We start from the raw sequence: 14,217 nt of genomic DNA, 5'->3' as shown, positions 1-14,217 counted from the left end.
TTTAAAGCCTTATGTCCAATTTCTTTAACTTCAATCATTATTGTAGTGTAAAACAGTTACACTTAAAACAATAATTAAAATGAAACAACGGATCAATTTTTTCGCGAAAGGCCAAAATGCTATGAAAGCTATGTTTGGATTGGGTACTTATTTAGGTAAATGTGCAATCGAGCAAGAGCTTTTGCACCTCATTTATTTTAGAGTATCACAGATTAATGGTTGTGCTTACTGCCTGGATATGCATTCAAAAGATCTGCTTGCCACTGGCGAAAATCCACAACGTCTATTTTTATTAGACGCTTGGCGTGAAGCACCACTCTACAGCGCTCGCGAATGTGCTGCCTTGGAATGGGCCGAAGCAGTAACAAAAATAACGAATGGCGATGTACCTGACGAGGTTTATGCTATTGCTAACCAGGAATTTTCTGAAGAAGAACTCATAGACCTGACTTTGGCCATAACAACAATCAATGCATACAATCGTTTTAATATTTCGTTCCGTACAGAGGCCGGTGGATACAAAGTCGGCCAACATAAAGTGCAGACAACATAACAAGAGGTAAATAAATTTATTTAACAAATTAAACGTTAAGCATGAAAGATTTCATCTTATTATTTCGGCAGGCAGGCAATGAACAAGCTCTTTTGACCGAGGAAGAAATTGCCAAAATAAACAAAAAATGGCAGGATTGGATCGGTGAGATTGAAGCACAGGGCAAACTGTCCGACCATGGTTCAAGGCTCGAAAAAACTGGAAAGGTATTAAAACCGGGTGGAGTTATTACAGATGGTCCTTTTGTAGAGATTAGAGAAAGCCTGGGTGGATTTATTGTTATATCCGCAGAAAATCTTGAAGAAGCGACAACGTTGGCACATGGTTGTCCCATTTTAGAATCTAGCGGCAGCGTTGAAATCAGGGCACTTTTGGTTTAAAAAAAGCTAGGCAGTTGTATCTTATACAACTGCCCTATTTTGCATAATGGACTCCAACTTTTTAAAACAGCTTTTTCAGCAAGAATTCACCAAAATTGTTGCTGTGATTTCAAAAGGCTTTGGCCTACAACATATTGAAATTGCCGAAGATATTGTCAGTGAGACTTTTTTGCTGGCTACGGAATCATGGCAGGCAAAGGGTTTGCCTGCAAACCCAACCGCTTGGCTTTACGCAGTAGCCAAACAAAAAACCTTAAGTCACTTTAGACGGAATAAAATTTTCGATGACAAGGTAATTCCGGAAATACATCAAAATCAGATTGCCGTGGATTATACCGATGAATTTAGTTTCACGCAGGAAAACATCAAAGATAGTCAATTAAAAATGTTATTTGCTATCTGTACACCTGCGATTGCAAGTGAGGCCCAAATAGGTCTGGCACTGCGGATTCTTTGCGGTTTTGGTATTGAAGAAATTGCCGAAGCCTTTCTTTCAAACAAAGAAACCATCAACAAGCGGTTGTTTAGGGCAAAGGAGAAACTTCGCACAGAAAAAATCCAGCTTGAACTGCCATCAGAACAGGAAATCATCCAAAGGCTGGACAACGTATTGCATATTATATACCTCCTGTTTAACGAAGGGTACTACTCCAAGACCCAGAATCAGATTCTAAGAAAAGAGCTTTGTATAGAAGCATTGCGCCTGGCGTTAATGTTGTCCGCATATGAAAAGACAAATGTCCCAAAGACAAACGCGCTCATCGCCTTAATCTGTTTTCACTCTTCACGCTTCGATGCCCGACACAGTAATGACGGTGAATTTATTCTGTATGAACAACAAAATGAGAAGCTTTGGAATCAAGCGTTAATCAATCAGGGAATTTATTTTTTGAATCAGTCCGCCATTGGCGATCAGCTGACCTCGTACCATATCGAAGCAAAAATTGCGCAATGGCATTGTGCAAAAGCAGATACGGTGGAAAAATGGAGCCAAATCCTTCAACTGTATGATCGTTTGCTATTGGTCAACTACTCGCCTAGCGCCGCACTCAACAGACTATTTGCCTTATTTAAAGCGAAAGGTGCAAAAACTGCCCTGGCCGAAGCCAAAAAGTTAAATCTAGCAGACAACCACTTTTATTTCGCACTCTTGGGAGAACTTTATAAAGGTATAGATCGGCAAAAAGCAATCGCGAACTTTCAGCGCGCACAGGCATTGGCAAAAAACTCCCTGGAACAGGAAACTATCCAACGCAAGATCGCTATGCTTTGAAGTTCGCGATTGCTATACACTTTCAACTCGGCTAAGCCGACTGTCAGCCAATCAGCGGCTCTCTTTGGAGCTTTGCCAATAGGTTATAAATAAATCATAAAGTTCGTTAGGTTCGATCGCTATGACAGAAGCTGAGTACATGATATTTAGCTGTTGTGATGCTGCATCATAAGCCATCTTCCATAACAGGGATGGAAGCCGGTCTTTATAATTGGAAGCATTATCTAATGTGACAACCACTAAGGTATCTCCCCCCACTTTCTGTAAGTTTATCCCTGTGACATCATGCCAATTTCCTATACCGAATGCTTTTGCCATTGGGGTTGTTTTTCCTGAGAAATGACTTTTATTTAATGTAATCTGAGCGGACTTGTCCCGAAGGTTTAATAAGCTGCTCACCAAAAGGATTAGCATAACAAGCAATGCTCCGCCCGAAAATACAGCGGGTTTAACTTTTAATTCACCGTCAAAGAGTCCAATACAGTACAACAAGATCAATAAAAGAACAATACAAATTACACCGGACATACTTAGAAGCTTAGCAGTTTTGCTTCTATTTCTATATAAGTTAGTCTCCTGATCCATCTTAGTTGCCCCAGTTTACATTGAGATTATGTTTTTCAGCATAGGCTTTTCCTAAAACATATACTTCATCAAATGTTTTATCAATCCCGGGCATGTAATCTTGTTGTATTTTCTGAAGCAATGCCTGCTTTTCTTCGGCAGATCCTTTTGCATCACAAAGTTTAGCATAAGCAGTGTACTCATTTTTATAGACTGGCAGCACCTTTTCAAATAAAGCAATAGATTTTTCTTTTAATGCTTTTGCATCATCATCCGAAACATTGAATGCATTGATGTCTTTTAATGCTTTTTCGACGGTTTGGATCTTTATGTCCACAGATTTTTGAGCCTCATCACCCGTTTTCTTACTCGATGGGATATCAGCAAATTCAACAGTCTCCTGTTCGAGGCGTTTACCAAAACGGTCAGGAGCAAAATCGGCTACAAGATTGGTATTTAGAACAACTTTTCCGAAAAAATTTTCTGGGCTTGGAGCCTGGCAAGCAGTAAAAAATAGACTCGCCGACATGAAAATAACAAATAGTAAGTGCTTCATATAAATTTTTATTTTGTCCGAAATTACCTAATATTACTTAAACCGGCAAACCACCTCATTCTTCACTATTGCCTCGATAATAAGCTAAAACGACCATATGTCGCGCTAACCCCGATATTATCTTTTGCATTTCACTTGACCAACACGCTAATTTTTAATAATTTAGCAATGACAGAACAACAGATTAAAAACCGCTGATTATGGGCTTTGATATTAGTTACCATCCTATTTCTGAAGAACAGATTAACGCCTGGTACTTTGAATTGATTGCAAATCCAGAAAAAATAGAAAAGCTAGCATCCGAGTATCAAATTGATGATTTCTATAAAACAAAATATCAGGATACGATAAATGCCGGTCGGGAAACGGATCAAAATGATTATTTCGACAAGACACACGGTTTCTTTATCGCCATTGTTCAAGGTTTTTTCGAAACTTACTTTTATGTCCGTGGCAGCGCATTATCTTTCTCAGCGAATAAACAGCTAGATTCCTATTACAAAAGATGGGAAGAATTTATTCCAATAGAATCACTCACAACAAAAATACAAAATAGGTTGGTTGAAAATTATTGTTCAGGTGTGTATATTGCTGCCGATCAAGTAGTACGCTTATTGAATGACTATCAGTACAATCCAGAAATTAAATCGGAATTGGATCAATTATTTTCTGAGGGGCGCATTGTCATTTTTTTAAAGGCATTAAATTTTGCCAAGGAACGTAGTCTAGGCCTTTTGGAAGCTACAGAAGTTGTGGAGCCTCAGCCTTTTGATCTAAATGAATCTAAAAGTTATTCTAACCTTTTTAACTGTGATAAAGAAGGCCCACTGCTCTATCAAATAACAGCGTTCGAACAGATCAAAGACATCGAGCAGCGTGATGGTCTTCCCGAAAACGAGGTCCTACACAATGTAAAAATCGAAAAGGTACATGTCGAACCAGCGGAAACCGATACAGAGAAGACAAATAGAGTCGCCAAAAAGAAAAGCTTTTGGAAACGATTATTTGGTTAATATTAGCACAAAGAGAAACAATGAGCCAAATTCCTTCCACACATTCACCTGACAATGAAATCGTCAGCTCCAGAATCGTACATGCAGCGATAGACCAAGTCTTTGAGGCATGCGCCAATCCCGCTCATTTGGAAAATTGGTGGGGTCCGGACGGATTTACCAATACGTTTGAAGAATTTGACTTTAGGCCCGGTGGGCGGTGGAAATTTATCATGCATGGCCCCGATAAAGGAAACTATCAAAATGAATGTATTTTTTCAGAAATCATTTACCCCAAATTAATTACCTGGGATCGGCTATCTAAACCTCTTTTTCGAATGGAGCTCTCCCTATCTGATATTGCTCCGGGTAAAACGAAATTCGGCTTCCGAATGATCTTTGATAGCCCAGAAGAATGCAACAAGATCAAAAGCTTTGTTATCAATAAAAATGAAGAAAACTTTGATCGCCTTGAACGTGAATTAAAAACAATGATTTGATTATTTCCGTCCAATAATTTTATTTACTGCTATGTACATTGCCTTTGTCCTAATCGTTGCTTTTTTCGCCGGATTAAATTATCTACTTCGTTCCGCTATTAAAAAACAACATAAAAAGATATCTTCTGTTGAATATACTGTTATCATTGGCTACATCCTGTCCATGGCGCTCTTTGGAACTGGTCTGTTCACACATTCCAGTCAATATCATGAGGCTGTCGATCCCGTTGATGGCGACTGTTACTTACCTTTCGGTGGAAAACACGCCTTATCATTGTTTATCTATTTTGTTGCTTTCAACGTCGCTATACTTGCTATTTGGATAAAAGGCCGAAAAATACCTCCCATCCCTTTAGTCCTAGCCCTTATTATTTTGATGTTGGGATCTATAATCAGTATCTTTGTACTGACTCAGGTGAGCTATCACGATACATCCACCTTGAGTAGTTATGTCGGTAATGAAGGAACATTCTATTTTATTTTCACACCACTTTTCTGCTTCTGCTTTGGTATAGGTTTTATCTGGAAGATCATTCAGGAGGAGAAGGCAACAGCGATCCACAGAACTTATCGAAATCCTATACTAAACAAGATCAATGAGCAGCTTGCATCCAAGCTAGACTATCCGGTATGGGCCCTGATCTTGCTCGTTCCTTTCTTTGTCATCATGACCGCTCTTCTTATCCTATTTGGTCAGGACAGCGACTCAATAGCCAAAGTATTTACAGAAACCACCACCTGGGCTTTTTCTCAAAAAATGCACCCACCAGTGTTAGATCACCGTGGGCATTACCTCTGTACCGTGGCTGCACAAGGTAATCCAACAATTGTAAAACCGTTGCGTTTGGGCAAGCGGCATGGGAATACGATCATCGTTAACCGTCAACTATTGATAGCCAACGCCTTTGAGGAGATTTTAAGTGATCTATCCCCAAGCTTGCATCGTTATATACGTTATTTTTACGACAGATACGGATATAACATCTCCATTAAAATCAACTCTACCTGGGCATCAAACTTAACTTATAGGGCAATGAAACCACTGGAATACATTTTTCTCTTCTTTCTCTATATGCTATATGTAGAACCCGAGAAGAAAATCGCCAAGCAATACACATAATCATTTTCAATCTTTACATCCTTCAAATAAGCACCTTTATTGGAGCATTGCAGGACCATGACATTTTTTATATGGATCAGACAAATTATTTTATTGTCCTAACCGGAGGACCCGGTGTCGGCAAAACCACCTTACTCAACAAACTACAAAAAGAAGGCTATAGAATCGTGCCCGAAGAAGCACGTAGAATCATTCGAGAACAATCGAAGAGCAATAGCGATGGCTTACCTTGGAAGAATAAGCAATACTATGCTACACTAATGCTGATTGCATCCAATGCCAGTTTTCTGAATGAAATAACAGAAAACGCCCAACAGCAACAGTATGTTTTTTTTGACCGCGGTATTCCTGATACACTGGCCTATATCGAAATGGAGAACCTTACTGTTGCAGCACCACTACTTGAAGAGGCTAAAACATATCGTTATCATAAAAAAATCTTTATCCTTCCGCCATGGCAAGAAATTTATGAAACTGATCATGAGCGAAAACAGACCTGGGAAGAAGCTGAAGCGACATTCAAACAGATGAAAAGTGTATATGAGCGACTTGGATATGAGGTCACAGAAGTACCGAAAACAACGGTCGAACAACGTTATCAATTTATATGTAAATCGCTAGGGTTAGCCGGTCATTGATCTTTCATTAGCGTTTCGATGCGACGGTCTGGAATTAGCCACATAATGGCCACCGTACCGTACATCAGCAGACTAATGTATGGATTTATAAAAGATATGCCGATTCCAAGAAAATACAATGCTGTAGAAATGTTTTCTTTGGTCTTTGATTTGACGGCTCGTTTTAAAGCGGACTCTTCACCTTCCGTCTGGATCACAAAATATTCAACAATATTGTAGGCTATGGAACACATGATCAATACAACTCCATAAGCAATAATAGGATCACGTTCAAAATGGGATTCACCAATCCAGTTGGTGGTCACAGGCATCAAGGAGAGCCAAAATAAAAGGTGTAAATTCCCCCATAGTACTTTCCCATTGACTTTCTGAACAATCTGAAACAAATGATGATGATTATTCCAATACAACCCAACATAGACAAAACTGACCACATAGGAAATGATTTTTGGGAACAGCGGTTTTAAACTCGCAAAAGTGTACCCCTCTGGTACTTTTAGCTCAAGTACCATAATGGTAATAATGATGGCCAGTACACCATCACTGAATGCCTCCAGCCGGCTTTTAGTCATTTTTATACATCGGTCTTAAAAATTGATATTGCAAACCTAGACGAAATACATTCAATCGTACCGGTCCGAGATTGGCGCCAAGTATCCCATCGTGATAATCCTTCAAGCCCCAAGAATAGCCTGCAAAAACTGTATAGCGCTCATAATTAACATTAAATTGTAATCGCGGACGGATATCCACATCGATTACCTTCCCTCGATCGTGGGTAAAACTTGTTTTATCGCCATTCTTGTCCTCAATACTTCCATCTTCTTTGATACTCAACGTCTTCGCTACATCAACCCCGAATTGCATATCCATTGTCATCGGTTCAAATGTTACACGATAGCCAAGGAAGGGATTAAAATTCAAAAATTGCTGATTGAGTTTAGTAAGCCCACGGCTACCATTTACAAATTCGCTACCTTCTAGGTCAACCTTTGTTTGCAATCGTTCAAAAGCTCCTTCCACGCCTAAAAGAAAATTATTCGCAAAAACATAACGGTAATTCACTGCGCCACCCAAATTGATTCCATATTTTTTACCGTAAGGATTATTGGTGTAATAATCCTGCTGACCAGAACCATTTAAAGTGCTCTTAGCGATGCTTCCAGATCCCGTAAAATTGGAGACACCAGAAGTTAAACCGAGACGAAGTTCATGGGATTGTGAAAAAGCCGCAAAGGGTACAGTACAGGCTATACATGCAAGAAGTAAAAATCTCTTCATCATAAAAAATATAAAAACAATCTAAAATTAAGAAAATTTAGGCGATTCAAGTTACATTGCCATTTTATTTTTTATACTGTTATTTTTTGTTCCATCATGCAGTATATTCTGTCAAATTCAGGTAGTGAAACAAGTCCTTCTTTTCCATATTTCTTGAACTACATCAATGGAATTGAATCAAATGGACCTTAATTTTGTTGTATTAAAATCAAAGGAATACATCATATGAAATATATCTTAGAGAATCCTGTCAGCGGTCATATTGGCCAACAAAAATATAAAACGACCATCCTGTGGCGCAACGGCGAATTTATTACCGATGAACCAGAAAAATTGGGTGGAAAAGATCTCGGTCCTGACCCATACACCCTACTGGTCTCTTCCCTCGTTTCCTGTACATTGGCAACCTTACGGATGTATATTGACAGAAAAGGACTTCCTATTGATGAAATTCAGGTCACAGCCAATATGTACTTACGAATTCAAAAGGAGCAAGTGGTAACCTATTTTGACCGAGAAATTTCGTTCGGGCAGGCGGTAGAAGAAAACACGGTGTTACGACTACAACAAATTGCTGATGAATGTCCGATTTCTAAGATATTAAAGGGGAATGCCGTTGTGAATACAATCATGAAAACAAACTAGCAGATGAAGAATTTAATCATTATTGTGTTTGGCAAAAACGAAGAAATTCTCCAAACGCTGGAGCGTATCATAGTGGGTACAAATGGTTGGCAAGCCATCATTCAACAGGATCTCGCCACTTGTAAAGAATACCTCTCCAATTACCCAAGCGACATACTGTTGTTGAGTTCTGGTTTATCGGATCAGGATGAAACTGAAATCGTAGATCATCTTGCTTATTTAGACCATACAATTGGCTTGATAAAACATTATGGCGGTGGAAGCGGGCTTTTAAAAAACGAAATTTATAGTTTATTCCCAGATTTGGTTCTTGACAAATAATTGAATTCGCGAAAAATAGCTCGATTTTTTTTAGAAAAGCTATTATTAGCTACCTCCATTCTTTTTGTAACACACAGCAAGCTTTAAATTCTCAATACATCTTATTTATTAAACTAGTTCAATGAAAATTAATCCTTAGCAGGCTAATTTTGAACTCATAAATTGTAAGACCATGAATAGACAAAACTTTATAAAAAAAGGGCTTTTAGGTTCCGGAATATTTGCAGCGAGCGCTGCTTCAGCAGGTGTTGTAAGAAATGAAATCGACGAAATAGAACCTTTGGAAACACTGGATGCTGACACTGTACATTACAATTCAGATCAATTGGAAAACCATAGTGTATTCCATAAAGCAATGAGCCGAGGTTATGCCGATCATGGCTGGTTGCAGAGTAACCATACCTTTAGTTTTGCCAATTACCATAATCCCGAACGTATGCATTTCGGTGTACTCCGGGTGCTTAATGATGATATTGTTGCCGAAGGCCGCGGATTCGGATTACACCCGCACGACAATATGGAAATCATCAGTATCCCTTTGGAAGGTGATCTCGAACATGAAGATAGTATGGGCAATCAGGCGATCATCCGAAAAGGTGATATCCAGGTAATGAGCGCGGGAACAGGCATCATGCATAGCGAATACAATAAAAACACTGATCAAATTGTTAAATTTCTACAGATCTGGGTATATCCAAACCAACGCAATGTAGCACCGCGATACGATCAGATCACATTGGATAGATCACAAAGACACAATAAATTTCAACAGATCCTTTCCCCGGATCCGGCAGATGAAGGAGTGTGGATACATCAGGATGCCTGGTTTCATATGGGTAATTTCGACAAAGGTATCGAAACAAATTACAAAGTTAAACAAGCTGGAAATGGTGTTTATATTTTCGTCATCAGCGGAAGTGCCAACGTAGCGGGACAAGAGTTGGGGACGAGAGATGGCTTTGGCATTTGGGACGTTTCGGAAATTAAACTCACAGCTACTTCGGCCGATACTGAAATTCTTCTGATGGACCTCAACATGATATTAAATTAATGAAATAGTTTTGAAGCTACAAAATATCCGTTGATAGAATCGTTTTATAGCTATTATCGGTCAGGTTAGAAGTAAGCCCTAATAAAGCTATGCTGTTGATCGGATTACTACTGCATAAGAAAGGGGAAAGTTAACATTCCCCTTTCTTTTTATTCACATTGCAAAAATATACTTTAAAAGCTAATCGAATTGAGTTTTTTATCAACTAGAATACCATCTATCGCTTTTAAATTGAAGTTAACATTACGTTTGGCTTTCAATTTGATCTTAAAAAGCACTTCCGAGCCATTCAGTGTTTCCTTATTGCCCAAATTCACAAAAGTAGGATACAACGCTTTACTTCCGTTTGTATGAAGACGGTCATTGGTATAGTTGTTCATTTTCTTCAAATGTAGCGCATCTATTCCCATAAACTCAAAATCACCCTGATTATAAGGCAATGCGAAGCTAAGCGCATTCACTGCTTTAAGGTTTTCTCCGCTCACTGCGATTTCAACGATATCACCAGAATTCAAAGCTGTCTTGGATACCGTCAATTTCAGCTTACCGCCAACTTTCTCCTCTTTGCCTGATTTGGCCCCACCTTCGATTGACACGGCAACATTTGAGATATCATAGGCATCAATCAAATTATTTTTATTAACATCACCATTACTCACATAGCCTTCAAAATCACCATCCCCCATTCTTAATCCGGTATAATTAATATAAGAAGTCAGATCATTATGGTCGATCAGGCGATCGTTGTTGATATCGCCGGGTAAATAGCTAGTCGATCCAGGCACCTTAAAGACATAGAGCTCACGGCCTGAACCGAAACCTCCGACAGCCTCCGAAACCGAAATCTTAATAAAGCGCGCAACAGGATGCTGACCAAAACTAAAGCCTTTCATTTCACCATCACGTTTCCACTCAAAATTTCCAGCCTCAGACCAGGTATCTTTATCGTTGCTATAGAATACTTTACCTTTTAAAATGATACCGTTGCCACCATCTGTCCGAGGAAGGTACTCGAACTTATCCAGCTGATTGACGGATTTCAGATCTAGCGTAATATCAAACGGAACGGCAGTTTGGCCCCATTTGGTATGCCACATATCACCTTCGTCATAGTTGAACAGTTTATTGATACCGTTCCCCCCTTGATTGTCTACAGAGGTCTCTGCTTTAATACCTTCGATCGCAAACTCCAACGGATTAGCTTTTGTTTTTGCACTAAATGTACTCCAATCAGAAACACCATCTTTATTAACGGATCTAATTTTAAAACTATATTCAGTCTCTGCATCCAGCCCTTCAAACAACAATTGATTATCTTTAATGGTCGAATACATCAGATCATTAAACGCAATCTCATAATAGTCTGCATTAGCGGCCTTCTCCCATGTCGGTGTTAATGCGTAGGCGTGGGTATTACTCTCGGTTACATTGGCAGTAGGAGGCCTAAGCGCTCCTGTTTGTGCCAAATGCGCGTCATTAGGTGTGAATCTCAACCCATCAACTTGTATTTCTAGCGCTGCTGATGACACATCCTGCTTACCGATACGTACTAATACCATCGGATTTTTGATCAGCTTGACCTTTTCAAATTCGGATCCCTTTGTTGCAAACTGATTCAGATCAGGTCGTGCATCGTAGAAGTAGGCATTTTCCAGGTTCTTAAATTCAGCCAGTGAATGTGCCGCCTGAAGTTTTATCCCTTTTTTATTGACTTTAGCAGTCACTTTCTTCGGAGCAGCGGTTACATTAAAACGGACTTCGGTCCCTTTCACTTTTTCGAATCCCTCAAATTCCCCCTCTGACGGCGCTATTGTAAACAGCACTTTGTTGTCTTTCTGTATGGAAGAAATCTTTGTATTGACGCCTTTTCCATAACGATAAGCTTCTGTTTTTCCATCGTCATCATATTCCGTGAATTCAGAATTTCCAAACGGATATACCTCATAAATACGCTCATCCTTTTTGATCTCCTCTACATTATTATTTGGATTCGTAACTGGAATAATGGCTCCATTTTTAACAAAAACCGGTAGTTTCCAAATTGGTACATCAAAATTATTGATGATACGTCCACCGCTATATTTTTCACCGGTAAAGTAATCTATCCATTCTCCATCAGGTAAATAGATACCGTTTCGGATGTCATTGCCCTTCTCATCTACACGAGTCTCCTGATAGATCGGTGCTACCAAAAAGTTCGGGCCATACAAATACTGATATTGTGTCGCCTTTCCAAGTGTGTACTGATTTGCCTGCTCCAAAAACATCGCACGAATTATCGGCAGGCCATCGACAGCTTGTTTAGCTATACTATAGCTATAAGGAACTAATTGAGATTTCAGTTTCAGGTAAAGACGGTTGATGGAAGTCGCAGGTTCTCCCAAAGCATGTGGATACTTTTCGTTGGATCCCCAGCCATCCATATTCAATTCCATCGGTGTCCAGGTTTTCCATTGAAAGTCCCGAATGTTCACCTTAAAGTTTTTTCCACCAAAGATTCCATCCATGTCCGAAGTGATATTTGGTTGTCCAGAAAGACCAGAACCGATATACGTCGGAATATGGAATCGAATATATTCCCAAACCCCACCAGTCTGATCGCCCGACCAAATACTGGCATAGCGTTGTGTTCCTGCCCAACCATCCAATGAAATAATAAACGGTCGTGCATTGTTACCATAATAAGGCATTGTATGGCCCACATCAGCAACACCATTTAAGCCGAAGGAATAACCAGGCCCCACCCAGGCGACGTCTGTCTTTAATACCCGGACACCCGCATCACGTACTTCCTTGACAATATCTCTTTGCAGTAATGCACTAATACTGTCTTTAGGATGCAAGTCAGACTGCGTCCATAAACCAATTTCCACGCCATTTTTACGAGCGTAATCGCCAAATTCTTTGAGGTTCTTAATGTTACCATCCAATGTTTCAGTCTGACCATAGCCAGCACCATAGCCATCATTTGGTAGAATCCAACCCAAAGGCATATCATGCGCTTTATAGCGATCTATAACAGCGCGGGCCGAAAATTGGTAATTTCCCTTTTCGCCATTCAATGATTCTTTTATGCCGCCATTTTCTTTTTGACTTTCTTTATAGCGTTTTCCATCCTCAAACAGAATTCCCTTTTCATCCTCCTTCCAAAAATCTCTATTATATGCATTGAGGTGACCTTCATACAAGCCAAATTTTGGCAGAAGTATAGGATTACCGGTTAACTGGTAAAAATCATTGAGTAAGGGTACCGTACCATCATTAATCATAAAAAAAATATCCAGATAATCTGTGTCATGGGATAATTTTACGGTACCTTTTGTCTTTGCCCCAAATGCGTAATTCCCTTTTTTGAATGTATGCCACATAAAGCCATAGCCATTCGTTGACCAAAAATAAGGTGTAGGCGATGCTACTCCGCCGTCGGTCCAGCTATTTTGATTTTCTATTGCAATGATCTTACCCTTATGGGAGAACCGTCCATTTTGTACACCACCGCCGAAAAAGTACTCATCCTTATTTTCTTTCAACGCTAAAGTTACTTGTTTAGATTCGAAAGCGATGGGCTTTAAGCTCTCGACGACAACTTTATTCGTGATACGATTGAGGATGCTAAACTGGGAGGTCTGTTTATCTATGGAGAATACAATGTCTTTGGTTGTGATTGTAGCACGATTTCCTTCGTCTTTTACCTTCAGCTCATTCACTGCTTTGCGTGGTTGTTCAACAAGGATTTTCGCATCAGGTTTTGCTTCCGGATCACGGATAATACCACCGTGTATATCCTGAAACATTCTGAAAATATGATCTCCATAGAAATCCAATATCAGTCTTTGGTTGTTTTCATATACAATCTCCACTGTTGTTGGATTAATTTGCTGTACGGCAATAATTTTACTAACAGTAGCGGTTTGTTCTATCTTATAATTAGTAGTCAGATGAGTCGTCGCACTGACCTTATTCGATTGAAAAATAAACGGAGAAGCCAATCCCACCAATAAACTAAACTGCGCCTTTGTACCCCAAAAAGATATCTTCATGTGTATGATTTATAATATTAAATAGCATTGCTGCATTTTCATCCTTAAGACGCTTGCAAAATGCCGTTAAATTAACATAACAATAATACAATAGTAAATCCAAGTAAAAAAGGGATTGCGAAATGCAAACGATTGTCCAATAATAATGTTGCAGGAGTCAAGTGAACTGAGCAGATCTTTTCCATCGTTGCGACCCGGTGTCTGTTTTGAAAAGGAATCTGAAAAAGTAACCAAACGCAAGAAGCCCTTGACTGTTTCCAGCAAGGGCTTCCGTGTAAAAAAAGGCACCGACCTACTCTCCCA

15 protein-coding genes are annotated in these 14,217 nt (G+C 39.4%); 10 read left to right on the top strand and 5 right to left on the bottom strand.

From position 1 onward, the window contains the following. Positions 1-79 precede the first annotated feature (79 nt). From B4A24_RS19595 to B4A24_RS19585, 3 genes are read left to right on the top strand one after another with little or no spacing between them, the layout of a single operon-like run. Positions 80-553, top strand: a complete 474-nt coding sequence (locus B4A24_RS19595; protein ID WP_293946669.1) for a carboxymuconolactone decarboxylase family protein — start codon at positions 80-82, stop codon at positions 551-553. Positions 554-594: 41 nt separating this feature from the next. Further along, positions 595-933: a YciI family protein gene (locus B4A24_RS19590; RefSeq protein WP_293946668.1), complete on the top strand. Its 339-nt coding sequence runs from the start codon at positions 595-597 to the stop codon at positions 931-933. Positions 934-979: 46 nt separating this feature from the next. Further along, entirely contained in the window at positions 980-2,206 is a 1,227-nt protein-coding gene (locus tag B4A24_RS19585) for an RNA polymerase sigma factor (RefSeq protein ID WP_293946667.1), read from the top strand. A 51-nt stretch (positions 2,207-2,257) separates the two neighbouring features. Here the strand turns inward: B4A24_RS19585 and B4A24_RS19580 are convergent, their stop codons facing one another. Further along, the gene (locus B4A24_RS19580; protein ID WP_293946666.1) at positions 2,258-2,734 is read right to left on the bottom strand and encodes a hypothetical protein; all 477 of its coding nucleotides are present in this window, start codon (positions 2,732-2,734) and stop codon (positions 2,258-2,260) included. A 58-nt stretch (positions 2,735-2,792) separates the two neighbouring features. Further along, positions 2,793-3,326 (bottom strand): hypothetical protein, encoded by a 534-nt coding sequence (locus B4A24_RS19575; RefSeq protein ID WP_293946665.1) that lies wholly within the window; start codon positions 3,324-3,326, stop codon positions 2,793-2,795. Positions 3,327-3,526: 200 nt separating this feature from the next. Here B4A24_RS19575 and B4A24_RS19570 point away from each other — a divergent pair, with 200 nt between their 5' ends. The 4 genes from B4A24_RS19570 (at position 3,527) to B4A24_RS19555 (ending at position 6,576) form a co-directional block, all read left to right on the top strand. Further along, positions 3,527-4,339, top strand: a complete 813-nt coding sequence (locus B4A24_RS19570; protein ID WP_293946664.1) for a hypothetical protein — start codon at positions 3,527-3,529, stop codon at positions 4,337-4,339. Between the two features lie 20 nt (positions 4,340-4,359). Continuing rightward, positions 4,360-4,818, top strand: coding sequence for an SRPBCC family protein (locus tag B4A24_RS19565; protein ID WP_293946663.1), 459 nt, complete (start codon positions 4,360-4,362; stop codon positions 4,816-4,818). 31 nt (positions 4,819-4,849) lie between these two features. Beyond that, the gene (locus tag B4A24_RS19560) at positions 4,850-5,938 is read left to right on the top strand and encodes a DUF6688 domain-containing protein (protein ID WP_293946662.1); all 1,089 of its coding nucleotides are present in this window, start codon (positions 4,850-4,852) and stop codon (positions 5,936-5,938) included. A 71-nt stretch (positions 5,939-6,009) separates the two neighbouring features. Next, positions 6,010-6,576 (top strand): AAA family ATPase, encoded by a 567-nt coding sequence (locus B4A24_RS19555; protein WP_293946661.1) that lies wholly within the window; start codon positions 6,010-6,012, stop codon positions 6,574-6,576. Here B4A24_RS19555 and B4A24_RS19550 read toward each other — a convergent pair. Continuing rightward, positions 6,570-7,148 carry a TMEM175 family protein gene (locus B4A24_RS19550; RefSeq protein ID WP_293946660.1) on the bottom strand — a complete coding sequence of 193 codons (579 nt, stop codon included), beginning with the start codon at positions 7,146-7,148 and terminating at the stop codon, positions 6,570-6,572. The genes B4A24_RS19555 and B4A24_RS19550 overlap by 7 nt on opposite strands. Next, positions 7,141-7,860 (bottom strand): outer membrane beta-barrel protein, encoded by a 720-nt coding sequence (locus B4A24_RS19545; RefSeq protein WP_293946659.1) that lies wholly within the window; start codon positions 7,858-7,860, stop codon positions 7,141-7,143. Before B4A24_RS19545 ends, B4A24_RS19550 begins: the two co-directional genes overlap by 8 nt. 222 nt (positions 7,861-8,082) lie before the next feature. Here B4A24_RS19545 and B4A24_RS19540 point away from each other — a divergent pair, with 222 nt between their 5' ends. From B4A24_RS19540 to B4A24_RS19530, 3 genes are all read left to right on the top strand, one after another. Further along, positions 8,083-8,502: an OsmC family protein gene (locus B4A24_RS19540; RefSeq protein WP_293946658.1), complete on the top strand. Its 420-nt coding sequence runs from the start codon at positions 8,083-8,085 to the stop codon at positions 8,500-8,502. Between the two features lie 3 nt (positions 8,503-8,505). Next, positions 8,506-8,823 carry a hypothetical protein gene (locus tag B4A24_RS19535; RefSeq protein ID WP_293946657.1) on the top strand — a complete coding sequence of 106 codons (318 nt, stop codon included), beginning with the start codon at positions 8,506-8,508 and terminating at the stop codon, positions 8,821-8,823. 172 nt (positions 8,824-8,995) lie between these two features. Then, positions 8,996-9,874 carry a pirin family protein gene (locus tag B4A24_RS19530; protein WP_312399315.1) on the top strand — a complete coding sequence of 293 codons (879 nt, stop codon included), beginning with the start codon at positions 8,996-8,998 and terminating at the stop codon, positions 9,872-9,874. 173 nt (positions 9,875-10,047) lie between these two features. Here the strand turns inward: B4A24_RS19530 and B4A24_RS19525 are convergent, their stop codons facing one another. After that, positions 10,048-13,914 carry a TIM-barrel domain-containing protein gene (locus B4A24_RS19525; protein ID WP_293946656.1) on the bottom strand — a complete coding sequence of 1,289 codons (3,867 nt, stop codon included), beginning with the start codon at positions 13,912-13,914 and terminating at the stop codon, positions 10,048-10,050. Positions 13,915-14,217 lie beyond the last annotated feature (303 nt).

Origin of the sequence: Sphingobacterium sp. UBA7249, assembly GCF_002472835.1 — a bacterium.
GTDB lineage: Bacteria > Bacteroidota > Bacteroidia > Sphingobacteriales > Sphingobacteriaceae > Sphingobacterium > Sphingobacterium prati.
Note: the sequence above shows the minus strand (reverse complement) of the source record. Positions and strands in the feature narration are given on the sequence as shown.